Source organism: Christiangramia sp. LLG6405-1, assembly GCF_045055805.1.
Lineage (GTDB): Bacteria > Bacteroidota > Bacteroidia > Flavobacteriales > Flavobacteriaceae > Christiangramia.
The window spans coordinates 3116241-3142902 of record NZ_CP159330.1 but is presented as its reverse complement, the minus strand read 5'-3'; the positions used below and the strand labels follow the sequence as shown (position 1 = coordinate 3142902).

General features: G+C 34.3%; 14 protein-coding genes. 7 read left to right on the top strand and 7 right to left on the bottom strand.

Going from position 1 to position 26662, the window contains the following annotated elements; translation table 11 throughout:
- Positions 1-123: 123 nt before the first annotated feature.
- Both ABVM50_RS14515 and ABVM50_RS14510 read left to right on the top strand, forming a co-directional pair.
- On the top strand, positions 124-6591 hold the full coding sequence (locus tag ABVM50_RS14515) for an AAA family ATPase (protein ID WP_405199226.1): 6468 nt from the start codon (positions 124-126) through the stop codon (positions 6589-6591).
- The gene (locus ABVM50_RS14510; RefSeq protein WP_405199225.1) at positions 6545-7228 is read left to right on the top strand and encodes a hypothetical protein; all 684 of its coding nucleotides are present in this window, start codon (positions 6545-6547) and stop codon (positions 7226-7228) included. The genes ABVM50_RS14515 and ABVM50_RS14510 overlap by 47 nt, the downstream gene beginning before the upstream one ends.
- A 474-nt stretch (positions 7229-7702) precedes the next feature.
- On the opposite strand, the gene ABVM50_RS14505 is transcribed toward ABVM50_RS14510, so the two are convergent.
- From ABVM50_RS14505 to ABVM50_RS14495, 3 genes are all read right to left on the bottom strand, one after another.
- Positions 7703-8299: a hypothetical protein gene (locus ABVM50_RS14505; protein WP_405199224.1), complete on the bottom strand. Its 597-nt coding sequence runs from the start codon at positions 8297-8299 to the stop codon at positions 7703-7705.
- 98 nt (positions 8300-8397) lie between these two features.
- Positions 8398-8727 (bottom strand): hypothetical protein, encoded by a 330-nt coding sequence (locus ABVM50_RS14500; RefSeq protein WP_405199223.1) that lies wholly within the window; start codon positions 8725-8727, stop codon positions 8398-8400.
- The gene (locus tag ABVM50_RS14495) at positions 8724-9605 is read right to left on the bottom strand and encodes a hypothetical protein (protein ID WP_405199222.1); all 882 of its coding nucleotides are present in this window, start codon (positions 9603-9605) and stop codon (positions 8724-8726) included. The genes ABVM50_RS14500 and ABVM50_RS14495 overlap by 4 nt, the downstream gene beginning before the upstream one ends.
- Positions 9606-9752: 147 nt before the next feature.
- Between ABVM50_RS14495 and ABVM50_RS14490 the strand changes: the two genes are divergently transcribed.
- Entirely contained in the window at positions 9753-10148 is a 396-nt protein-coding gene (locus tag ABVM50_RS14490) for a helix-turn-helix domain-containing protein (protein ID WP_405199221.1), read from the top strand.
- Between the two features lie 77 nt (positions 10149-10225).
- On the opposite strand, the gene ABVM50_RS14485 is transcribed toward ABVM50_RS14490, so the two are convergent.
- From ABVM50_RS14485 to ABVM50_RS14475, 3 genes are read right to left on the bottom strand one after another with little or no spacing between them, the layout of a single operon-like run.
- Entirely contained in the window at positions 10226-11296 is a 1071-nt protein-coding gene (locus ABVM50_RS14485) for a helix-turn-helix domain-containing protein (RefSeq protein ID WP_405199220.1), read from the bottom strand.
- Between the two features lie 2 nt (positions 11297-11298).
- Positions 11299-13845, bottom strand: coding sequence for a sacsin N-terminal ATP-binding-like domain-containing protein (locus ABVM50_RS14480; protein ID WP_405199219.1), 2547 nt, complete (start codon positions 13843-13845; stop codon positions 11299-11301).
- 27 nt (positions 13846-13872) lie between these two features.
- A complete protein-coding gene (locus tag ABVM50_RS14475; RefSeq protein ID WP_405199218.1) occupies positions 13873-15735 on the bottom strand; it encodes a hypothetical protein in 1863 nt (620 codons plus the stop codon).
- Positions 15736-16396: 661 nt separating this feature from the next.
- Between ABVM50_RS14475 and ABVM50_RS14470 the strand changes: the two genes are divergently transcribed.
- The gene (locus tag ABVM50_RS14470) at positions 16397-17215 is read left to right on the top strand and encodes an alpha/beta fold hydrolase (protein ID WP_405199217.1); all 819 of its coding nucleotides are present in this window, start codon (positions 16397-16399) and stop codon (positions 17213-17215) included.
- The gene (locus tag ABVM50_RS14465) at positions 17216-19228 is read left to right on the top strand and encodes a response regulator (RefSeq protein ID WP_405199216.1); all 2013 of its coding nucleotides are present in this window, start codon (positions 17216-17218) and stop codon (positions 19226-19228) included.
- Positions 19229-19253: 25 nt separating this feature from the next.
- Here the strand turns inward: ABVM50_RS14465 and ABVM50_RS14460 are convergent, their stop codons facing one another.
- Positions 19254-20354 (bottom strand): mechanosensitive ion channel family protein, encoded by a 1101-nt coding sequence (locus tag ABVM50_RS14460; protein WP_405199215.1) that lies wholly within the window; start codon positions 20352-20354, stop codon positions 19254-19256.
- Between the two features lie 533 nt (positions 20355-20887).
- Between ABVM50_RS14460 and ABVM50_RS14455 the strand changes: the two genes are divergently transcribed.
- A complete protein-coding gene (locus tag ABVM50_RS14455; protein WP_405199214.1) occupies positions 20888-25630 on the top strand; it encodes a gliding motility-associated C-terminal domain-containing protein in 4743 nt (1580 codons plus the stop codon).
- Entirely contained in the window at positions 25609-26568 is a 960-nt protein-coding gene (locus ABVM50_RS14450; protein WP_405199213.1) for a type IX secretion system membrane protein PorP/SprF, read from the top strand. The genes ABVM50_RS14455 and ABVM50_RS14450 overlap by 22 nt, the downstream gene beginning before the upstream one ends.
- Positions 26569-26662: the final 94 nt, after the last annotated feature.

Genomic DNA, 26662 nt, shown 5'->3' with positions numbered 1-26662 from the left:
AACCCTCTTAAATAAAAGCTGTCGATCATTTTGATAGTCGAAAAAACATCCAAAATATGGAATACTAAGTTATTTAATAAGTTTTATTTTAGCTTTAAGTTTTCCACTCTTATTTATTTTTAAATGGCTAAATACAAAACAGTACCAGATGCAGATCTGTCAAGTGCCGGAGACGACTTTCATATATTATGGGCTATCAAAAAATCCCTTGGTTTATTGAATTTTGATAAAAGAGGACTGCAAGCTGTAACAATTGAAGATATCGAAAAGAATGCTTCAAAAAAAATAGACCCCTCAGGGGAAAAGTTTTTAGGAATAGATCTTACTGAATACTATGGAGGTGCTAATTTTGAAAATGCTGATTTAGTTGTAATATCTCAAGTAAAATATAGCACAAGGAGAGCAGATGAGAATTTCACCTACTCTAAGCTTTACAATGGAAAGAAATCGTACTCGGGATCTATTATCCAAAAGTTAGCAACAACTTTCAAAGCATTCTTAGACGAATACGGCAGAAAAGAAGTAATCAGAAAAACAACTATAAAGTTGGTTAGCAATAGAAATTTAAACCCTAATCAATTAAATCAAATTAAAATCCTACAAGGTTTTCTCCGTAAAGACATAAGACCTCAAAGTTTCAATAACTCTTTAATAAAATTTCCTAATATATCCAGAAAGCCATTTGATAAACTGAGAGAAGCCTCTGGTCTGGATGCCAAAGAGTTTTCGGATTTTTTTAGACTACTTGATTTTGAAGACTGTGGTACAAAATCGAGACAGTCTTTAGAGTTTGAATTAATAAATTCAATATCAGAAACAAGCATCAAAACTCGTGGTCAATTCAATTCATTATTTCAAATGATTTGGAAAAAAATGATGCCTGAAAGTGATAGAGAAAGGACAATAACGTTGATTGATATTGTTGCTAATTTTGGTTTTAGTAGTATTGACAACCTTTTTCCCGTGTCTAAAAATTTTGAGCAGAATTTAAATGTAATCAACAGGGAACAATTAGATGATATTATTTCTATAATAGAAAGAAACGAGGGATACTTGCCAATTTGCATTCATGGTGGAGCAGGAATAGGTAAATCAACCATTATTAAACAAGTCAAGAATAAACTTCCTAAGTATTCAAAATGTATTTTATTTGATTGCTATGGAGCAGGTAAATACCAGAACCCAGAAGATAAGAGACATTTACATAGGAAAGCCATTACTCAAATAGCAAATGAATTAGCCAAAAGTATTGGCACTGACTTCTTACTTATACAGAATGAGTCAGATGATGTTTATCTGACAGAGTTAATAAAAAGAATTGAAAGAGGTGTAGAAATATTAAGAAACAGAAATCCTTCTGCTTCCCTCGTTATCATTATTGACGCTGCTGATAATAGTGTTACAGCAGCCCAAAATAATGGTGAAAAGAGTTTTGTTCGAGATCTATTAAATATAGAAATTCCAAATGGATGTCATTTTATTGTAACAGCGAGAACACATCGAATAGAATCTCTTAACCTACCTGACAAGTATCTTGATATTGGAATAAAGCCTTTTAGTTTAGATGAAACTACTTTATTCATAAAACAAAGCTTCCCTGATATTACTAAAGAAGAAGTTGTAGAGTTTCACAGATATACTAACGGTGTTCCACGTGTCCAATTTTATTCATTAGACCTAAGAAAACAAGGGATAAATGAGATTATCGATTATCTTAAACCAAACGGGAAAGTTGTTGAAGATTTAATCTTAGACAAAATCGAACAGGCTATAATTAGAATAGGAAATGATAGAAAGCCTCTAGTTGAAAGGTTCTTTAAATTGTTGATTGCACTTCCCAGACCGGTCCCTATTGAATACCTGTCGGATATATTAAATGTCGAGGAAGGCTTTTTAATTGACCTTTCGAGTGATATTTGGAATGGTCTTGTTTTCGACGAGAATTTATTTCGCTTTAGAGACGAGGACTTTGAAAACTATGTAAATGAAACATATCAAAGTACTAAAGAAGAATTAAAGCAAATAGCTCAAATTTTATTAATTAGAGCAAAAACTGACGAATATGCTTCAATTAATTTAGGAAGCCTTCTGTATACTGCTGAATATAAAAAAGAGTTAGTGGATATAGTTCTGAATAAAGAATTATTAGAGTATCCAAAAGACCCTATACGAAATAAGGAGGTTTATGCCAATCGAAATAAATTAGCCTTAAACGTAAGTAAGGATATTCAGGATGAATTAACCTATTTCAAGCTATTATTTATTGCAGCAGAGGAGTCTAAAACAGATAAGGCTCTCACTAATTTATTAATAAATTACCCAGACCTAGTTGCTAGATTTGGGGATGAAATCTCATTGTCCAGACTTAAATTAAAATCTAATGAAAAACCTTGGGGTGGTTCGTTTCATTTGAAATTGGCTGGTACATATTCTCGCAAAGTTGAAAATAAAGAAATTTCTTTAAAGCACTTAAAAACAGCTCGAGAATGGATTGATTGGAGGAGATCAAAAAAGGATGAAGAATTAAGAGATTACCCTATTCGAGCTATTGATATTGCCTATGAAGCAGAAACAATTTTAAGAATATATGGTGTCGAAGCGGCAATTGAGGCAATCAATAGATGGAATCCACAGGAAGTGAGATTGTCCGCAGCTGATTATTTAATCGAAAATATTATTAGTTACTCCAAGTTTGATGAAATTAATTTGTGGTTCAAACATTCGAACTTACGTTTAGTTCCTAAGATATATATAATTTGCAAATCCTTCCAATATAGAATATCCCTAAATTTTAATGTTAATTCCATAGCCACTCGATTAGCAAATATTTTGTCAAGAGTGCAATTTGAATTTACAGAAAATTTCAAGCAGTTAATTGTACAATTTTGTGGAGTAATGGCTTATTACAAAATAGACAAAAAAAGGATACTTGACATTCTGGAAACCATAACATTTCAACCTATTGAAAGGATTCCATTTTTCTACAATAGTTATACTGATAGAGATGAGGAATTGGTAATGAGCAACTGGTTAAATAAAGAAACTTTGAAGCTATCATTACTAAATGAAGAAGCCAATTTGGAAAACTTTTATCCAAAAAAATTTAAAACCATAAATGAGGTTCAAGATCATGATCGAAGAAATTCTTTAAAAAGTGATAAAAAGGAGTTTATTGGATTCTATAAATATGCGATTCCTATTTTTCAGCTTCGTTCGGATATATTGACAAATAGAAATAATGAAAAGGATCGTAGGGCTAAATTTAAGAGTATTTGCAATAGTATTAATAATGATTATGATTTTAAATATCAAAATAAGCATTGGTCAAATGATCGATTAATATTTTTATCTGGAAAATTAGCAGAAGTAGCCATACTATTTCAAGATGGGCGTGAATTACTAGACTTAATAATTTCTTCATTCGACGGTCAAACTGATAGATTAAGACTTCGATTAGAGGTACTTAATAAAATAATCTTACAGAGGGATGGTTCACAGAAATTTGCATATAAATTAATAGACCAATCAGATAAAATAATTAAGGATTCAGCATTATCAGCTAAAGAAATTACTGATAATTATATTAAATGCTTGCTTTTGAGTAGCAAAATAGATGTTTCTTTTGCTCAATACTTCTTTAATGAATCAATAAAAGCAACTTCAGAAATTGATTACGAAGCATTCATTCAAATTTTATGTATATATTATTTATCCGGAGTAGGAATAACGAAATCAAATCCTAAATTAGCCTACGAGTACGCTCGTTTTATTGAATATGCCGATGTGAAGTTGGCAGGTTACGATAAAAAGCATTTTCCTTATTCAGAAGGATTGTTAGGTATTGCAAATATTGATAATTCTTCAATGCTTCCTATATTATGTCGGTGGCATCATAGGAACATTGTTTCTGTGGGTAGACAGATAATATCCCTTACCAAGAAAGCTTTAGAAAAGAAATATGTTAACCATATTGTAGCATCTTCATTACTTTCCTTAAAAACAAATTACAATTATGATGAATTAGAGAAATTGTATCGTTTACTCATTCAGAAGTTCGATGAGGCAGGTAATCCAAAGACCAAAGATACATTCTTAAAATCAGAGTTTCGTAATTTAAGATTAGACAGGGATAAACACTTTACAAGAAAGATATATGATGAAATAAAGTCTGGAAAGTTCATTGATATAAATACAGTATCTGAATTCAAAAATTATATAGACTTTTTAAATAATCTTGAGAATAAAAATGAAAAAGAAGCAACTAATAGTGGCTTTAATAAGAAAGATTTTCAGCATAATATTAATTTACTAAAAATAAATATTACGTCAACAAAAGAATTAGAAAAAGCTATAGATTCTATTATCCTAAGTACCAAGGATAGTTTTAATCATCGTTGGAGTATTGAAAATTTCCTATTAGAAGTTACAGATAATTGCTCTCCAAACCAATACACTCAATTTCTAAACGCTATAGTTGATGTTAATGAAGATTTACTAGACTTTCAAACATTTGAAAACATTCTAAAAAAAACTATTCAAGAATGGGATTATTATCCAGATTTAAAAAAATGGAAACAAGAAAAGTTTAAATATATCTTGTTAAGAAAACTTCAGTATTTTGACTATGGTAATACTTTAAATATTTGGTCTATAAAGCAATTCGCTAATTTATTTTCTATTGATACTATGCAATTGGCAGATATTATGATAGAAATTTTGCCCCAAAAATTAGACTTACTTTCAGATGAATCAATTTATAGTTCCTTTGAATTAATCAAAAATAAACTCTCACTAAGAGCAAATGAAAATTTACTAGAATGGATTTTTGATAGGTGGAATGCAAAAATAAAATTTGATTTTGCAGATGGACCTTGGAGTGAAGAATTAAGGCCACCAACTGATAGTAATAAGAATATAGCTTTATTCCTGAGATTTCTTTTAGGACACCCAGATAAGAAATTAAGATGGAGGGCTGTTCATTCTATCAGAAAATTAGCAAACCTGAACAATATAATAATACTTCAGATTTTATTAGAAAAGCAAAACCAGAAAGATTGTTTTCCTTTTCAGGATAAAAAATACATCTATTATTGGATGTCTGCCAAACTATATATGTGGATAGCGATAAATAGAATTTCTGTGGAAAACCCAGCTATTCTCTGTCAATTCAAGGATTTGTTTTATAATGAATTAATGAATGAGAATTTACCTCACGTGCTCATAAAGCAGTTTATAAAAAAGAGCTGCTTAAATCTTTATGCTTTTAAAGAAAGTTTGTTTACTGATGCTGAATTTCAAAAAATTCAAGCTGTTAATCAAACTAATTTAGAATTTGTAGAAGAAAGATCATTAACTAGAGAACAAAGAAAATACTCCTCGAAAGCAAAAAACGAATGGAGATTTAAATTTAATTCTATGGATACTTTACCTTACTGGTATAGTAGACTTGGGAGATGTTTTAATTTATCTGAATATGATATAGCAGATATTGCGGATAAGTTCATTAGTGAAAAATGGGGTTACACGGGAGATCCCGATGACGACGATTTTATTAAAGGTCAATTATATGATAGAGATTGGGGACTCACCAGAAATGATCACGGAAGCAACCCAGAAATAGAAGACTTGTCAATTTACTTTGAATATCATGCAATGTTTTGTGCTGCTAATTATTTATTAAATAAAGAACCACTATTAAAAACAGACACTTGGGATAGCTGGGATTATTGGTTATCTTCTGAGTCTAATTCCTTTGAAAGATATTGGTTATCAGATTTAAGAGACCCTATTCCTCTTGAAATACAATATTGGAAAAATGAGACTGATAAGTTTGATAACGAATGGAGAGATAATATACCAGATGAATATTTTGATGAAAAAATAGGTTTTATAAGCGGGGAAGGGAATAAATGTTTAATGGTTTATGGAGGAACAACTAAACATATTGGAGCTAATAAAGAATCTCTGAGTGTTAAATCATGTTTAGTTTCCAATAAAGGAGCTGAAGCCTTACAGCGTGCATTACAGACAGCAAAGGACAGTTATGACTATGCCATTCCATATGAAGAAATTGATGAGAGGGAGGATCATTTTCATGGGAAAAATATCAATTGTAATGGTTTTATTTTAAAAGGGTGGTTGAAAGATATAACAAGTGAATATGAAGGCCTTGATTCTCACGACCTATTATTCAATGGTATTTCAAAAGGTTATGTGAAGTTTGGAAAAAGCGTACATAGTAATTTTAATATTAAGTATGACGCTTTATTTAAAGAAGGATTTGTAGAAAATGAAATTATTAGTGAATATAAAAACTGGAATGAAATATCTGATGAAGAATATGGATATTTAAATTTGGATAGTAAAGTTTTGAGTTCTGGAAGTACATTTCAGATTAATAGTGAATTTTTATTACGTTTTTTAAAAGGCATAGATAAATGCATGATTTTAAAATGTACAATCGAAAGGCAACTCGAAGAAAGAAAGTACAGAGATACATACAACGATGATAGAGAGAGGGTTAAAATTTTTTTAATTAAGTCAGATGGAAGAGTCAAAACACTCAGAGGAAGAGATTATAAAATTGGGTGAAAAGTTAGTAAAAGAATTAGATTTAGAATATTCCGTAAATACTTTAGGTCGGTGGATGTCCCATTATCTTGCAGAGTTAATTCAAAACGTGGATAATGCACAGTCCGAAGAAGAAAAGATTTTATTACAAAAGGAATGTTGTGAAGTAATTTTAAAATTATGGGCTCAAAAAGATAATTTACCAATCAGAAAGCCTTTAGACGATTTAAAGCCCGTTATGGAAGTTTTAAAAGTTTTAAATGAAGAAAAAGAATTTAGCATATTGCCTCGATGGCTGGAATATAAATCTTTACAAAGAGAAAATGAATGGGCAACTTTTGTAGACAAGGTTAAAAACAGTTCAGAAAAAATTTTCAGTAATGTAGTTCAAATGAATTTACATAAAGATATTCTGAATAAGGATGAGGAATGGATGAAAGAACACAAAGAGTTTTTAAGTGAAGATCAGGTTAAATTTTTCGAACTTATTGATGTTTTTAATAAGAATATTCCTGGGAATGGTGTTGTGGATTTGAACAATTTTAAATTATCAAATAATAATAAGGAAAGGGTTGAATTCATGTTTAAAGAATTAGAAAAACTTATTGATGATCAGAAGAAAGAGTTGTTAAAAATTAAAGCAAAGTATATAAAGTGATGATATTTTCTGAAGGTAAATTAAATGGTTGAATGGAATAGCAAGAGGGTAACGGGCAGAGCCACGTTACAATCCATTCCACCTTCGATTCCTTTCTATTTATATATAATTAATATCAAAGCCTATGAAAGTGAAAATCTACTCAAAATTTTTTCACGGAAAAACCTTTTAAGTCCCTGTAAATAGGCAAATTTTTCACGGAAAAACATTATATTTGGAAGTGAAGTCCTACATTTTTAAATACATAGATAATTTTTCTCTGTAAGCATTTTTTCAATTGAACTTTCAGAATTTGCTACTAACTGTTGACTGTAAATTAGCGTCTATCCATTGATAATCATCTTACTTTTAACATCTCATAATTCATAGATCTGAAGTAATAATATTTTCTCGCATTATTATTTGTAATAATTTTTTGAGAGCGCAGGATTCAGAATCCAGGGCTTAATCATACTCAAAAGTAAAATACTAGTGTTAGTAATTTTTTATATAATGTCTGTATAGATCTAATAAAAAATGCCCAAAAGAAACAATGGTAATAGCAAAAAATAAGGCAAATAAGTAATCATTCATATCCTGAGTTAAGCCAGTTTGTTTAAATAAAAATAATAGAAACAGATATCCTGAGACCAAGGTGATAAAAAATAAATATCCTCTTCCATAATACCACCATCGCACAGTTTTGTAATGAAAAATTTTGAAGTTGCTCTTAAATTTTTTGATTTCCATTAAACGTAACATCTTGATATGAAAGGCATAGTCCAAAAATCCTAATTTATGAGGATATAAGAAAATAGTAGGAATGCTATTTTTTAGATATATCTCAGCCTTTTTATCATATTCCTGTCGGATGTTCCTGGTAGCATTATAAAGACCAAAATATTCGATGTACACATTAAACTTTGGTAGGTAGAAATCAGCTCGGCGATAAGATTTATGATCACCTTTGAGGTTTTCAACCATAACTTCCCTTTTATAGGAAATTCCTGATTCATTTAAATATTGCTCAATGAATAGTTCTTCTGAGCTTGAGGCTTTTGCGGGGATTGGTTTACTAAAGGTTACTTTCAAAACTTTGGGTTTAAATTTTCAAGATAAAAAAATTAATAAGTTTTTATAGTCCAAACACCTCATAGTATTAGTTCGATAGATATGGGGCTACCTCCGGATTATGAATCCGGAGGTCGAATCTTTTCTAACAGCTTCTCCGCCTCTTCTAGATACTCCATTTGTTCATGTGGTAAGAACTCTAAAGCCAATCGCAAAACTTCACTGACATTAAATTCCGGAGTAGGTATTTGCTTGTCATTACCATATTGGCCTTCATCCAAAGCAAGAATGCATACTTTGAGTAAATGGCTGACTAAAAATAATTGCCCCCGATGTCCTTCTACTGGAATCGAATATTCAAAATGATCTTTCCTATTAGAAGGAGCCATTCTATGGTTGTAAATTTGCTTTAAATTTTTAAGCTTTTTAATTGCCTTTGCCCGTTTCATTTTGTTTGTATTTTAAGTTCATTCAATCGTTCTTCTATACAGGGTATAAGAGCTTCTGAAAATCCGATACAAATGCTTTTTAATACATTAAGATCATTTTTAGAATATATGTCTGTATTCCTGAATCTCAGATCGTGCCGACTGGTATTGAGCATTTTTTGTAATGTTTCAGAATAGCCTGCATTCTGAAGAAAAAATTGGTCTGGTGCCGAGGAAAACAAACTGCATAATTTTAGTAGGAAATTCAAATGAAAATGATTGGGATGATAGTATAAGAACGCATACAGCATTCCAATACATAATTGCTCAATCACTGTATGTATGAGCGTGGATGCGATCACCGGAGAATCGGAATGGGATATCAGCTTGATAAGATCCTGAGCTACTTCGATCCTCGTTACTGAATACTTGGTAATTCCTTCAAAATCTAGATCAGGAAGGTTAGTTAAATTTAACTTGGCTAATTCATAGGGCTTGCCGTAGACTAACCATCCTGACTGGATCACCTTAGCAAAAAAATGTAGGTGTTCATTATTCGATGATTTTATTTGCGTTGGACTATAACATATTAGGGTTACCGAGATCCTTCCAACAGAATCTTTTTCTAACAGATCCATAAGATTGGCAGTGGAATTAGACCTTAAACGGTCTGATATTAAAAGGAGATAAAAATGCCAGCTTGAATTTTGCGGTAGTTCCTCATTTGTAAATAAGGTATTAGAAAAAGAGCTTCTATTCTGTACTCCAAAACAGTACAGGCTTATTGGCTCACAATATTTTTTAATAATATCTATCATTTGGTAAGTAACCTGTTGAAGAGTTTCCTTATCGCTAAACTTTTCGTGGGAATTAAATGTTATCTTTGAATATGGCTCCATAACCTGCAATTTTAAATTCTTAAGAAAGGTAGAAACAGGTGGAGCCGTACCGAACCAGAAGCTTTTGTATTTTACCCAAACAGTTTGTTTTTTACCTGTAAGGGTTAACGGTAGATTTTTAGAGAAAAACTACTTATATTTGAGATTATGACTACAACCACCAAACCCAATCATATAGGCCGTAAAATTGCCCGGATCAGAGAACTGCGCGGTATGAAGCAAGAAACCCTTGCCGAAGAATTAGGCATTAGCCAACAAAGTGTATCTACTCTTGAAAAAAGTGAAACGCTCGATGATGAAAAACTGGAACGGGTGGCGAAGGTTTTAGGAGTAACCAAAGAGGGAATTGAGAATTTTTCTGAAGAAACAATTCTTAATATAATTTCTAATACTTTCAATAGTAACGACAGTTCAACATTGAATGCAATTAATATTCAGCCTTCATTCAATCCAATTGATAAGGTAGTAGAGTTGTACGAAAGATTGGTTCAGGCAGAGAAGGATAAAGTGGCTTACTTAGAGGAGTTGCTTAATAAGAAATAAGTTTATCTAGCCGAAAAGTCGTAAGTAGAGTAATTTTTTAGAAAGATATTTTTATATAATTGAATTCCTTTTTTTAATTAATTACTTTGAGATAATTTATATTTATTTATAGCACTTATGTCTATTCTATCAACTACTGCGCTCAAGTAATCAAATTTTTCAAATATTTTATTAATAGACATTTGATGTTCAGTGCCAATTGTAAATTCTCCTGTAAAAAATTGAAGAAATTTCTCATCAACTATACCGTTGCGGTGGGCGTATAAATGCCTAATTTGCAAAATATTTTCAATTTTATTTTGTTCTTTTTTATCCAAAACCTGCAAATCACTAATCTGTTTGGTGTCTTTTATAAAGCCTCTTACACTACCTTTTTGAAGTTTCCCTATTTTTTGTTTTGCCCAAAACTTTATAAAGTCTTGTAAATCAGAACAATTTAAAACTTCTTCAATTGTAACGGTTTGCTGTGATTTCAAGGTTTCAGGATATGCCAGAAATATTTCATATAATAAGTCTGAAAGATAGGTCTCAAAGTTATCTACAACAGAAGAAAACAAAATCCTGCTAAGTATTTTACCTTCTTGATTGGTGGTTGCATTTTCAGGACTTTCAGGATATAAAATATCTCCTAAATCATCTACAATTTTTAAAATGCTCTGATAATGTTCAATAAAACTAATTTTAGCATAGGTAGCATTTTTCTTCAACTCTTCTAAATGAGAATTGATTAGCTTTATTCTCTCGTACCCTCCCGTATTAAAATTTACTGTGATAGGGTCTACAAGCTGTGTTCTATCTCCTTTACGAATGTATGCCTTGCCCTCAACGGAAACAATTGAATCAGATTTATCTACTTTTATTGCATATAATTTTTTGTTTTTAATGTTTACATATTGATATTCAATGTTTGGCCTAGGGGTTAACAAATCCAAAGCTTTATGAGTAATTGTATTGGCGTGAAAATCCTCACTCAAACCACTAATTTTCAAATCGTCGGTAACACCTAAAATGAGAAATCCACCTTCTGTATTAGCAAAAGAACATAATATTTGTGCTACATTTCTAGAAGGCGGTAGTACCGCCTTATATTCCAAAGTTTGGCTCTCTGGTTGACCAACTATATTATTAAAATCTCCAATCCAATTCATAATTATACAGGGATTTTATTAATACCTGTTGTTTTAAGAATAGTACCCAATGTTAAATGTCTTGGCCTTTCTTTTCCGTTATCAATCCACAGTTCGGCATTAGCATAATCTAAAGTATCTTTCTCTGAAGAATAGAAAACAATTACTTGTCCATTATCCGATGGTCTTATTACAATATGAACATCTACGTTATTTTTCTTGATGCCACCTAAAACCGTAGTTGCCAATTCGTCAATATCTGTACAATCATAATCTTTGTGACTTATCAAATATTCAATGATATTTTGTTTTGATCGTTCTATCAATTGTTGGGCATATAGAAACATATTGGCATTTGGTCTAGAAGTGTGGTTAAAGAGGGCTGCTAAATCTCTATCCTTTAAAGCTTCTTCCAATTCATCCATTGAGGTTACACCTAGTCCTGCTAAATCTTCCTGTGTAATTTCTGCTTTTATATGATGAGTTTTTGAGTTCTCTAAAACGAGTTTTAATTCTTCTATATTCGTTACATTATACTCATTCAATAAATTTGAAAATTCTTCAGCTTGATTGAATTTGTTAATTAAATCTGGATCTTTATTTATTGCCTCAGCCATATTTGATAATTGCTCAAGGTCTGTCGAGCTCCGCATTACTTTGTAAAGACTTTCCTTATCAGAAATTGTATTCATAAAAAGCTCTGCCCGTTTTCCATAAAAGTGTGAAAAATATTCTTTAGAATCTTTCGGGTTAGCCTCGAACCATTCTGAAAGTAAACTTATTACCTTAATTTCATCTTCATTATTCTTTTTAGAGTGCTTTAGAAAATTTGAAATTTCATCTGCAATATTTTTTAGGTTTTTTACCTTGTATTTCCCGAAGCCAACTTTAGGGTGAAGTAGAAGATTCTTCCAATCTTCTCCCAATAATTCTAAAATTTCTAAAAGTTTAGGGTCTTTTATCTTGTCAATATGAATAGCCTCTTTTAAACAAAAAGTTCCATTGTAGTTGGGTAGCACTTTGTGTTTATTAAACAGAATATTGTTTGTTTCAATTTCCATAATAAAATTACCAAAGTCATTGAACCATTGAAATGTGTCTTCTTCAGATTTTTCTAGGGCTTTCGATAATTCATCAATAGACTCTTGCTTTTCTACATCCTTAACTAAACCCGTATAATCCAATTTTTGCCAATCACTCCAGCTTATATCGACCCAGAATGGGATATGCTGTTTCTTGCATACTGATTTTGGGAAAAGGTCATAAGTAAATTTCCAGAGTTTTTTTTGAATCTCATTCTTGTATTTCTTCTCAGGAAACCAAATATCTTTCAACTGGAATTTCTCTTTTGAGTTTTCTATTTCAACAATGGTAGATTCCCAAAGAATATCCCTTATTGGCTTTTGAACATTTATATCATACCAGTTCCTATCAAAAAACTTTTCTAAGGTTTTTGGCATTCTTGAATCTGAAACATAGAAAAGGTTAAAGTAGGATTTGGTAGAAATTGTATCCATAAGGTTCTTGTACAATTCCAAAGCTTCTAAAAGTATCTCTCTGTTTTCTTGAACTTCCTCATCATCATCTTTTTTAAGCCATATTCCGTCTCGTTCGGTAAGTGGATTAAAATAAAAGCTATTCACGACCATAGGAAAATGGAAATCTTCAGTTCCTATCATTGGAAAATCACAAAAAAGTCTTGGAACATTATCAAGGCTTTGAAAATAATATCCATCGTCTTTTTTTAGTACTTCAGCTGCGATTGACGTTCTATTTGAGGATGACTTTAAAATATGAATAATCGAAGTTTGTCCATTATAGATTTTCTCAATAACCTGAAGGTTTTGTGAATCAATATTTTGTTTACTGGTAAAGGTTAACTTTTCATTTTCGAGATTATTTATAATTTCAACCTTATCAATTTTGGATATGAAAGTGAGAACATAAGGTACCAAATTCACAAACTCATTTACACCTACTTTGGCGATTTCTTTTTGCTCATCCGTATTCAGATGATAGGTGAAAGATGTATTAAAGGCAAATTCATTGTAATCGGAATTGATAAGTTTTACTGAATTTTGAAATTCTGTCCAAGCATTTTCGACTTTAGGCATAAGCTGAGCCATTGAATTACCTCTTCTATCTAGGGGAAATTTAAATTGATAAGTTTCAAGACTGTCAGTCTCTAATATTCCTTCAATATCAATCTCTCGGGAAAGTAAATGCGTAGTTAAAAAACCTGTCCCAAATCTACCTGTTCTTGTACTGGTCTCTCCCTCTTCGGTTTCCTTTGACGATATTTGATTGATGATACCACGTATATCCCTTTCTGTAAAGTAAATCCCATTGTGCCTAAAGATTATGTTGTCATTATTGTGCTCAATTTGGATTGAAATTTTTCTTTCAGGGTAATCCGCAATACTGTCTTTTGCATTTTGAAGAAGTTCCCAAGCCCATCTGCCTTTGTTATTTTCAACAGTTTTATCTAGGTCGTGTAACCTTTTGTTAATTTTATCGGCAATGGATCTGTTACCGTCTTCTTTTCTGCCGTCTTCAATTGATTGTATCATATTTTTATCGTTTCAGCCAGATGAAATTTATTTATTATATAGATATTTTATAGCCTCCTTTTTAAAATTAAGTGCAATTACTCTTGATAACCAATCGATAATTTCAGTTATTGTCTTTTTATGCTCAGGAATTATAGTTTCTTCCAGTTTGGTTTTCCAACTTTGGATAGAATCCATTAATTTCATAAAAACAACTAATCTGCTTGCATCTTGAGATATACAAGGTACGATGCTGGTAAAGTGTAGTCCCCAAAAAATATAGATGTTTTCATCTCTGGTATTTTTCGATACATCTAGAGCTTCATGCAATGAGAATAAAACTGTTTTTTCAAAAATGTTATTATAGAAAGCTTTAGCCGATTTTGTAGCTACTGTATTATCAATATTCCAGAGCGTTCCAATATATCCTCTTGCCCCAACACCAATAAATGAGTCTGCAATATCAGACCAGGACCAACAGGTATTATTAAAGATTATAGGGGAATGTGCTGCTGCCAAATAGTTGAACATTGCCTGATATATAGAATCTACGCATTTAATGTGGCAAGAACCTGAAACATTAACTTTTATTGAGTGTATTTGATTTTCAGTGTTTCCCAACGATTGAAACAATTCTGAAAAAATATAATTAGGAAAGGAAGCTCCTTTAAATTCGGTACTGCCCCAAGAAAGTCCATCGAATTCTCGAGGTAGTAGTTTCGTTGCTACGGCATGTGAATCTTGAAAAGGATTTAATCCAATGCTGAAAACTTCATCGTAAACCACAATATGTTCATCCCCATCACTATCAATAAATTTTTCTGTAATTCTTTTTCCTTCGACTTCACCACCGTGACTACATACATGCAAAAGACTATAGGGGTAATGTTGTATGTGGTTATCTAAATTGAAATAAGTGGCTTCTTTATCAACTAGTGGTTTTACGAGTAAATTATTTTCCGACAGCCATTCTACAACAAATTCTGTTTCTTCATCTTCAAAAGCTTTCGGGGAAAAAACAATTGCTGAATACGTTTCGGAATAAGACTCATAATAAATGCTATTAAAAACGAAAAAATCGGGATTAATCCGTAAATGCACGTGCGAAATCGGCACAATATTTTTTAGTATTAAAGAATAGGGAACTCCATGGGTAAAGAAAGTGGCAAATTCTCTTTTCTTAAAATCAATATGTTCAATATAAGGAAAGATAGCTGCACTTAAATTATTAAAGGCGTTTGGTTCGTTGTTCTTCCAGTTTTCTATTAAATCTTTAATCTGGTAATGATTCAGACCCTCTGAATTAATTAACTCAACATCCGCTCCAATAGAATGTGCATACAGAATTCCAAATACACTAGAAACTTTATTGTTTTGCTCTATAACAATTAATCCCGAAGAATTGCTGGTTGAAGTTGAAACACTCTCAGCCTCATCAACTATTGATAGATATAGATTTTCCTGAAGTGCATAATGCAAATGTCCGATTAGTTTAGATTCCTTACAGGGTAGGCAACCATTTTTTGGTACAAGACCATTTAAAAACACATCTACGTTGTCCTTACTGTCAATGTAAATGGCGTTGTAGTCATTTTGGAATGTTAAATAGCTCAGTTGTTTATCCGTCAGTCCGGCAATAATTAGGTATTCACATCCACCCAAGCGCCGAATAGTATTCCCTACCTTGACATTAAATTTTCTTGCTCTCGTTCTGCTAAGTTGGTGCTCATCTTGAATTTCTTTATCGTGCTCGTTTTCAAAATCCTCTGACGATACAGAAGGAAATTCAAATGTTGGTATATAACCTTCAGATTGGTTAATGTAGCTAAAAATAAGTGCAGCTAAAGTTGCTTCATCTCTATTGATAATGCAGAAAAATTTCGAGGCTATTTTTGGTGGATGAAATTTCATTATAAAAAATCAATATCGTCAATTTTTTAACATTTCAAGAATATCACCTACACTTTTTTAAAATATAACTGAACTGAGTTAATAACTATAATTCAACTAATTTCTTGCATTAATTGGTATCGGATTAATTCCACCGTGCTCATTAAAGAATATAGAAGAAATTTTACTTTATACTAAGGTGTCTGCCTAGAGGTATTTTAATTAAACCAAAAGTTTTAAACAAATTAATATGTACATTTATAATATTAAAGGCGATCAAATAAAATGATTTGTTATGTTCTTTCAAGTTTAGTGAATGATTCAGTGAATAGTTTCGCTTAAGAAAATATAAAGTGGCTGATGATGGGCTTTTTAAAAGCCAATTAATTTCCTGCCACCCCGACTTAATAGTAAAGATTACAAAGGTAATTTCATGGAGATCATGTAATTACCTTTTTTTGTGTCAAAATTAATTTGATTTTATCTTCTTTTACATTGTTGAATGTAGAAAATTCTATTACAGTGCGAAGATTCCACTGGAAATTCAGATAGTTTCCAACCATTGAATAGGCTATTGATCGGTAATCTGGAATTTAAAATAATCCTATCATTTTAAGTTTCGAAAGTCAGATCTAATTCCACAATTCTTAAAATTATATCATAATTTAGCAAGCTAATTTCTATGGCTATGATCGATCAAAGTGACGTTTTAAAACGTAATAATGTTACTGTAAAGGGGAGTGGTAGTCAGCCTATAGTCTTTGCGCATGGATATGGTTGCGATCAATTCATGTGGAGATTCGTTTATCCTGCATTTCTTGAAGATTATAAAGTCATTCTATTTGATCATGTAGGTTCTGGAAATTCTGATGAATCTTTTTACAACGTACAGAAATACAATAGCCTTGAAGGCTATGCAGACGATATTCTGGAAATATGTCATGCCCTGGAACTGGAAAACGTTATCCTGGTTGGGCATTCCGTAAGTTCCATGATTGCTCTACTGGCAGCCAATAAGGAACCTTCTTTGTTTTCTGATCTGGTTATGATCGGCCCATCGCCTTGCTATATTAATAAAGAGGAGTATAAGGGAGGATTTAGTCAGCAGGATATTGATGAATTATTAGAAACTCTTGAAAGTAATTACCTTGGATGGGCATCGGCAATGGCGCCAGTCATTATGGCTAATCCGGAGAAACCAGAGCTGGGGGAAGAATTAACTAATAGTTTTTGCAGAGCGAATCCGGAAATAGCCAAACATTTTGCGAATGTCACTTTCCTTTCAGACAATCGCCAGGATCTTAATAAGCTTAAAATTCCGACTTTAATTATTCAATGTGCAGAGGATGCTATTGCGCCTCTCACGGTTGCCGAATATGTAAATCACAATATTACGAGCAGTACCTTAGAAATGATCGATGCGACCGGACACTGTCCAAACTTAAGTGCTCCGGAAGAAACAATTAATGCTATAAAGAATTACCTGGAAAAAAAGGACTAGATGGAGGAGGGCAGTGAAAATAAACCTGAAATATTTGAATCTGCTGAAGATTTGTACCATGATGCACCTTGTGGCTATGTTTCATTCAGAAGTGATGGTACGATATACAACATAAATAGGACGCTACTGGGATGGCTGGAATTCGACAGAAATGAGATCCTGGGAAAGAAGAAGATCTATGAGCTCTTTAAAATGGGTGGAAGAATGTATTTCGAAACTCATTTTTTTCCATTAATAAGAATTCAGGGGTTTGCTAATGAAATCAATTTCGAAATTCGAAAAAATGATGGATCTACCTTTCCAGCATTGATTAACGTAAAGGAACTCAAAGGTCCTACCGTTCGTGAGAATCGTTACAGAGCTTCAGTTTATGATATTTCTGATAGGAAAAAGTACGAACAGGAACTAATGAATGCTAAGCTGAAGGCTGAGAAACAGGCCCAGGTAAAAGCAGAATTTCTTGCAACCATCAGTCATGAGATAAGAACGCCCTTGAACGCTATAGTTGGGATAGGTGATCTTTTAACGAAAACATTATTGGACCCGAAACAAAAAGAATACGCAGATATACTCAGGTTGTCGTCGGGAAATCTTCTGGGTCTTGTAAACAACATTCTGGACTTAAGTAAACTGGAAGCCAAGGCAGTAAAATTAGAAAAGAAGCCTTTTGCCATTCGCACTCTTACCAATAGTTTGATCCATACATTTAAGCTGAAATGCAATGAAAAAGGGGTAGAACTAATTTCTGAAATAGATGAGGAGATCCCAAATTATATCGTTGGTGATCCAATTAAGCTCAGTCAGGTACTTACAAATCTTTTAGGCAATGCGATAAAATTTACCTGTGAAGGTCATGTGAAGTTGATGGTAAAACTTAATCCATCATCTTCAGAAAAATTAGAACTTAACTTCAATGTTGTTGACACAGGTACTGGGATTCCCGAAGACAAGCTGCAAAGCATTTTTGAAGAATTCTCACAGGCAAGCTACGAAGTGAACCTTGAATATGGTGGTACGGGTCTTGGTCTTACCATTTCGCAGCAACTTTTAAAGCTTCATGGTAGCGAAATTAAAGTAGCAAGTGTCTTAGGAGAAGGATCTGAATTTAGTTTCGATATCGTTTACGAAAAGTACACGAAAGCGATCCAAGAGATCGATGCAGATGATAATGAAAGAAGAGAGAAACTCGATCTGGCAAAATTATTGATTGTCGAAGATAATTCTGTCAATATTTTCGTCATTTCTGAATATTTGAAGGAATGGAAGATCAATTTTGACGTTGCAAAAAACGGTAAGAAAGCTATCGAAGCAGCCAAGAAAAAGAACTATGATGTTATTCTAATGGATCTTCATATGCCTGTGATTAATGGTTTCGAAGCGACTTCCACTATTAGAAATCTCAGTCTTGAAAAACAACCGGTTATTCTGGCATTATCAGCTACAAGCAGGGAGGCGATACAGTCTGAGCTTGATCGTGCTGGGATAGATGATTTCATTTCCAAACCTTTTGGTCCAGAGGATCTACATAAGCTAATCTCGAATTATATAGTTACCACTTCAGAAAGTGAAAAAGTAAGCGAACCCGTTAAGGATAAGCTTGGGATCATTACTTCGGAAGAAAATAAAGAAGCCTCCCAGAAATCTATTGATTTAAGCCGTTTCGTAAAAATGGCAAATAATAAACCAGAATTTCTACGGAAGTTTATTGCCAATACGCTAATAGCCTTTCAGGACTACTTAAAAGATTTTCAGAAGGCTGCAGATCTACGGGATGCCAGGCAAATTTCAGAGCTTATTCATAAAAGTACCATGTCGGTATACTACATTCAGTCTGATAAACTGGTACAGTTGCTAAGAGACTGCCAGAGTTGTTTTGAAGAGAAAAACGCAAATTCTGAAGAAATTGAAGCAGTTATAGATCAAGCCACTGCTGAGTTTCATCAGGTTATAATCTCCTTAAAGAATTCGGATGAAGCGGCTTTGATGACCGAATCGCAGAGTGAAGTGAATTAATATTCGCTACAACAACAAATTTAAATTAATCAACTTTAAATTTATCCTTATCCTTCTTAAATACCAGTGTTCTATGAGGAAATGGAATTTCCACACCTTCGGCATCGAACCTTTTTTTGATACTCTCATATAGTTCACATTTCATCACAAAAGCAGAAGCGTAATCCCATGCCCACGCCCACGCTCTAATTGTAATAGAGGAATCTCCAAGGTTGGTCACTCTTACTATCACTAGAGGAACTCCGTTTCTAAGGTCTTGATTGGATCTATTGTCAAAGAGATTGGGATGAGCTTCACATTCTTCTTTCATAATCTTCTTTGCAATATCAATATCGCTGTCGTAAGAAATCCCAATTTCAATCCACTGACATATTTTCTTTTCTTCGAGATCATAATTGGTTACTTTTTCTTTATTTATTATCGCATTCGGAATAACGATCATCTTATTCTGATAGTTTTTAATGATGGTATGGCGTAGCGTGATGTCTGTGACAGTCCCTATTAGATCATCTGTAATTTTGATAACGTCACCGACTCTAAAAGGTTTAAAGGCAATTATGAAAACACCACCAATGAGGTTTGCTAAAGCTTCCTGAGAGGCCACACCTATTACCAGGGCTAAGATTCCCGCACCACCAAGGGCAGTTTGAGCAATACCTCTTAGGGCAGGAAAAGCAAGGGTTGCCAGAATAGCACCTATAAAATAAACGCCGAATACACTTAAATATCGTAAAAACTTATAGCTGGTTGGATCGCCGCCAGAGGCAGTTGTTTTCTTGATTGTTCGTGCAAATAAAGCTTCAACAATGCTGGCTCCAATGATCGTAAAAATAAGTACGAAACCTATGTAGAGAATGATTTCAAAATTTCTGGTAGCAATGTCATATTTTTCTTCTGAAATAAATACAAAACTAAGTGCAATCAACCCCAGTATTACCCATAAAGTATTTAATATGCGCCCTACGAGACTTATTCTATGATGCTCATCATTAGGATATTTCTTTTTCGCTTTACTAATTAACCAACGAATAAGATATTTTGTTGCAACGAGCAATAGTAGAACCGATCCTACCACCACAAGGGCGTAAATAATTGATTCGCGGTAAGTATTCCAGAAATTGATCATAAAATGAAAATTAAGAAAGCAAGTTGTTAATGCAATTTAACGAACTGATTTGAAAAATACATAGGTCGAAGTGTTTTGTAAAACAGAGATCTAGATATAACCAATTTTGTTATTCCTAATCAAGATACGATCCGGCAATTTTGCTTTATCTGTAGAACCACTAGCATAAAATTAGTCATGCGAGCCTTAAAAGATCAAATAAGTCTCCGATCCAGTCATTTCTAGAATAAAAGACGACAGAAATCGAAAAATTCTTACACAAAATCGTAAAATCAGTCTGTTTAAGCACTTCATCTTAAACTTTAACATTTCGTCGAATCGTAGTAATAACGAATAACACAACGAATTCTGTTAAATTAACGGAATACGTAATTTTTTTAACGCAAAACATTTTTTTACTTTTAATATACCAAAAAAAGTCAAGCAAATCTGAAAGTCATTCCGTTGGTGTAGCGATGGAGTGTTTGTTTAATATTTAATAGGTCTCAGTTACCCTACTGGATTGAGAGTAACGTTTAATTTAATCTCTGCCTATGAAAATTTTTACACAATTCAGATTGTGGGTGTTATTACTATGTTACATAGTAATCACTCAGAATTTGTATTCTCAGGAAATTGCGAATAGCGTTGTAAACGAAGAAAATGTAGATAATTCTTCAAACGCTATTCAATTAAATGATTTATCTGCCACCTTAAAATCGAATGCTGGTTTTTTAGGAGCAGGTGATGTTGGAATACTGGAACTTCAGTATCCAGGTACGATTAACAGTAATGAAACCACTTACACCAGGTTGGATTTTGATCCCACCTTACTTGATGCCTTGTTACAGGGAAGTCTTGGTGAGCTAGTAGGTGACCTTCTAGAGACTGTAGTCTTTGGAAATCATTATTTAATAATTGACGCAAAAAGCAACTCGAATTCTGTCAGGAAATTCCGCACGGATTCTTATCCGATAGCAGACGATTTCCGAATCGTGGTCGATAGTGATGGTGATTATTTCGCAGCTATCAAAGCAGGTAGTCCTTACAATAGAATTCGTATTGAAGATCATACAAGTGCCCTTTTAGGACTTGGTGTTTCAAATTCCACAGATGTTTTTTACTCCCTATCTCAACTGAAAGAAAATACTGACTGTTATAGTCCCAGGTTTACCTCTGCTGATGCTTACGGATTAAACCTGGATGCCCTTGATCTTGGAAATGCTGGAATTACCAATGCTGAAAATGCTATAGATGATGATCGGTTAACTTTTTCCCAAATAAGTCTGGGAACCGCTGGTGTTATTTCCGGTATATCCCAAATGTTTCATCTGGGCTCCAGTACAGATGTAGCAGATCAATTTACTGTAAGTTTAAAGACAGATGGCGCTTTAGTATCTGCTGATGTTGCCAGTAATATTGAAGTTGTCGCTTACAATAACGATATCGAAGTATTTAGTACAAAATTTTCAAGTCTACTAGACGTAGACTTGCTTACTACATTCGGGAATGGTGATATTGTAGATCTTAACGTTAGTCCAGGAGTTAGCTTCGACATGGTTGAAGTTAGGTTAAACGCTTTAGTTAGTGTTTCGCTGGAACAATCTGTAGACATTCATGATGTAACGATACAGAATCAAACTTGTCTCGACAATAGAGATCAGGATAACGACGGACTTACAGACGGAGAAGAAGATGATTTAGGAACAGACCCTACAAATCCTGATACCGACGAAGATGGAATTAATGATGGTGATGAAGTTGCTAACGGTAGTGACCCACTAGATCCATGCGATCCAGATCCCACTGCAGGGCCTTGTGATCAGGATAATGACGGACTTACTAATTCGGAAGAAAACAATTTAGGAACGGATCCTACAAATCCAGATACCGACGAAGATGGAATTAACGATGGCGATGAGGTAGATGGAGGTAGTGATCCATTAGATCCATGTGATCCAGATCCTACTGCAGGACCATGTGATCAGGATGAAGACGGACTTACCAATGCGGAAGAAAATAACATTGGCACTGATCCTACAAATCCAGACACCGACGGCGATGGAATTAACGATGGTGATGAAGTTGATAACGGTAGTGATCCACTAGATCCGTGTGATCCAGATCCTACTGCAGGACCTTGTGATCAGGATGATGATGGTTTAACCAATTCTGAAGAAGATAATTTAGGATCAGACCCTTCAAATCCAGATACCGATGACGATGGAATTAGCGATGGTGATGAAGTTGATAACGGTAGCGATCCATTAGACCCATGTGATCCAGATCCAACTGCAGGACCATGCGACCAGGATAATGATGGACTTACCAATTCCGAAGAAAACAACTTAGGAACAGACCCTACAAATCCGGATACCGATGAAGACGGAATCAATGATGGTGACGAGATTGACGATGAAAGCGATCCAATAGATCCTTGTGATCCAGATCCTACTGCAGGACCTTGTGATCAGGATAACGACGGACTTACTAATGCGGAAGAAAATAATATTGGCACCAATCCTACAAATCCGGATTCTGATGAAGACGGAATTAATGATGGTGATGAAGTAGATGGAGGTAGTGATCCATTAGATCCATGTGATCCGTATCCTACTGCAGGACCATGTGATCAGGAGAATGATGGTTTAACAAATACCGAAGAAAATGATTTAGGAACATACCCTACAAATCCAGATACCGATGATGACGGGATCAATGATGGTGATGAAGTAGATGGAGAAAGTGACCCATTAGACCCATGTGATCCAGATCCTACTGCAGGACCTTGCGATCAGGATGATGATGGACTGACTAATGCTGAAGAAGATAACTTAGGTACAGACCCTACTAATCCTGATACCGACAGCGATGGAATTAATGATGGTGATGAAGTTGATAACGGTAACGATCCACTAGATCCATGCGATCCAGATCCTACTGCAGGACCTTGTGATCAGGATGATGACGGACTTACCAATGCGGAAGAAAATAACATTGGCACTGATTCTACAAATCCAGATACCGACGAAGATGGAATTAATGATGGTGATGAAGTTGATAATAGCAGTGATCCAATGGATCCGTGTGATCCAGATCCTACTGCAGGATCTTGTGATCAGGATAATGATGGTTTAACAAATACTGAAGAAAATGATTTAGGAACAGACCCTACAAATCCTGATACCGACGAAGATGGATTTAATGATGGTAATGAGGTTGATAATGGTAGCGATCCATTAGATCCATGTGACCCGAATTCAGATAATGAAAATTGCAATATTACTCCAGAAGATTCTGATGGGGATGGATTAAATGATGAGGATGAAGCTACAGAAGGAACAGACCCTAACGATCCAGATACCGATGATGACGGGATCAATGATGGCGATGAGGTAGATGGAGGAAGCGATCCACTAGATTCTTGTGATCCAGATCCTACTGCAGGACCATGTGATCAGGATGACGATGGGTTAACAAATACTGAAGAAAATGACATTGGAACGGACCCTAAAAACCCTGATACAGATGGTGATGGAATTAATGATGGTGATGAAGTTGATAATGGTAGTGATCCACTAGATCCATGTGATCCAGATCCTACAGCAGGGCCTTGTGATCAGGATGATGATGGTTTAACCAATTCTGAAGAAGATAATTTAGGAACAGACCTTACCAATCCTGATTCAGATGATGATGAAATTAACGATGGAGATGAAGTAGATGGCGGAAGTGATCCATTAGACCCATGTGATCCAGATCCTACTGCAGGACAATGCGACCAGGATGATGACGGACTTACGAACGCGGAAGAAAACAACTTAGGAACCGACCCTACAAATCCAGATACCGATGAAGACGGAATTAATGATGGTGACGAGGTTGATAGAGGAAGCGATCCACTAGATCCATGTGATCCGAATCCAAATGCAGGACCATGTGATCAGGATGATGACGGACTTACCAATTCTGAAGAAGATAATTTAGAAACCTACCCTACAAATCCTGATTCAGATGATGATGGAATCAACGATGGCGATGAAGTAGCTGGAGGAAGCGATCCATTAGATCCATGTGATCCAAATTCAGATAATGAAAACTGTGAACAGGAAGAACCCGATGAAGATGCTGATGGTTTAACCGATTCAGAAGAAGATAATTTGGGAACAGATCCGAATGATCCTGACACAGATGATGACGGAATCAACGATGGTGATGAAGTAGATGGTGGTAGTGATCCATTAGATTCATGTGATCCAAATCCGGATAACGAAAACTGTGATCAGGAAGAACCAGATGAAGATTCTGATGAAGATGGTTTAACCGATTCCGAAGAAGATAATTTGGGAACAGATCTAAACGATCCTGACACAGATGATGATGGCATCAATGATGGAGATGAAGTAGATGGCGGAAGCGATCCCTTAGATCCATGTGATCCCAATTCAGATAACGAAAACTGTGATCAGGAAGATCCAGATGAAGATTCTGATGAGGATGGCCTAACCGATTCCGAAGAAGATACTTTAGGAACAGATCCTAATGATCCTGATACCGATGGTGATGGCATCAACGATGGAGATGAAGTAGACGGCGGAAGCGATCCGTTAGATCCATGTGATCCAGATGCAGATGGTGAAGGTTGTATGCAAATGACCAATATAAGCGTATTGAAATTTGTAGATGATCAATTCCCTGCTATGACGCAAGAAATCATTTTTACAATACGAATCACGAACAATGGTGCTGTTACGGCTTTTAATATAGTTATCGATGAACAAATTCAAAGCGGTTTTGAATTTCTTGAAGCTATCGCCACTCATGGTAGTTATAATAGACTTCTAGGAGAATGGAATGTGGATCAATTAGAAGTGAATGAAACTGCGGAGCTAACTATTAAAGTTAGAGTTAGAAATGATGGAAGTTTTATAAATGTGGCTCGGTTGAAAAGTTTACAGCAGATGGATGAAAAGTCAGATGATAATATGTCCATGATTGAGATCGATCCAATGTGTGTGGAGGTCTTCAACCAATTTTCACCAAATGGTGATGGAATGAATGATACTTTTAAAATTAACTGTATTGAGAATTATCCTAATAATGTGTTGAAAATTTTCAACAGGCATGGTAACAAGGTTTACGAAAAGCGAGGCTATAGCAATAGCTGGGACGCTACAAGTAATACCGGTTTTAGTGTTGGAAGTGACAATAGCGTGCCTAATGGTACCTACTTCTATGTCCTGGACCTGGGAGATGATACGCCAATGCTTGAAGGATGGATACAAATAATCAGATAAACAATACAGATATGAAATCTCTATATATAAAATTAATATTAGTAATAATCTGCCTGATGGTTTTCAACCATAGTCAGGCTCAAACTGAACCGCAATTCAGTAATTACATGTATAACGTGCAACAATTCAATCCAGCAATGGCTAGTGAGTTGGAACAGGCAGAAATAACTGGTTTTTTCCGGAGTCAGTGGACAGGCCTTGAGGGAGCACCGGAATCTCAATGGCTATCTTTCGGATTACCGCTTGCAAATGATAAGATGGGTTTAGGTCTTAATCTAGTTAACGACAAGATTGGTCCAGCCTCATACAAGTCTTTTTCTTTTGTTTATGCGTATAAAATCATGTTGAATGAAAGAATTTCTCTGTCGCTTGGAGTGAATGCCGGAGGATCTCTTCTAGACATAGACTTTACTAAAGGGAATTTTGAGAATCCAGGTGAAGTCTCGCAGAACAACTTTAGCAATGAATTTTATGCTCGTGTTGGTGCGGGAGGAATTATTTCTGCGGAAGACTGGTTTCTTGGCTTTTCTGTGCCAAACTTTTTTGGAGAGGACTTCTACGATGATGAAGTTCGAAATGTCGTAGCAGATAAGATACAGTATAATCTTTTTGCCGGCTATAATTATGATCTAAACAGGACGGTGACCTTGAGACCATCTGTACTTGCTAATATCGTGGAAGGAAATCCGGTTACGTTGACGGCAAATGCCAACGTTCTGCTTTATGATCGATTAAGCATAGGTCTTGGATACAGGTATGATGAAGCCATGAGCGGAATGCTGGGTTTTCAAATATTTGAGAACCTTTTTGCCGGGTATTCTTATGATTATGCAACCAACGATTTTGGAGAATATCACAACGGTTCACATGAAATCGTATTAAAATTTAAGTTCAACAAATCTGGTTATCAATCCAGCCGGGCATTGAACTCCTATTAATATCAAAGTTTACAGTAGGGAAATAGCCGTCCAAAATGCTACACATCTGGGCGGCTATTTATATTTTTTTGAAAAGCTTATCTAAGCGACCTGA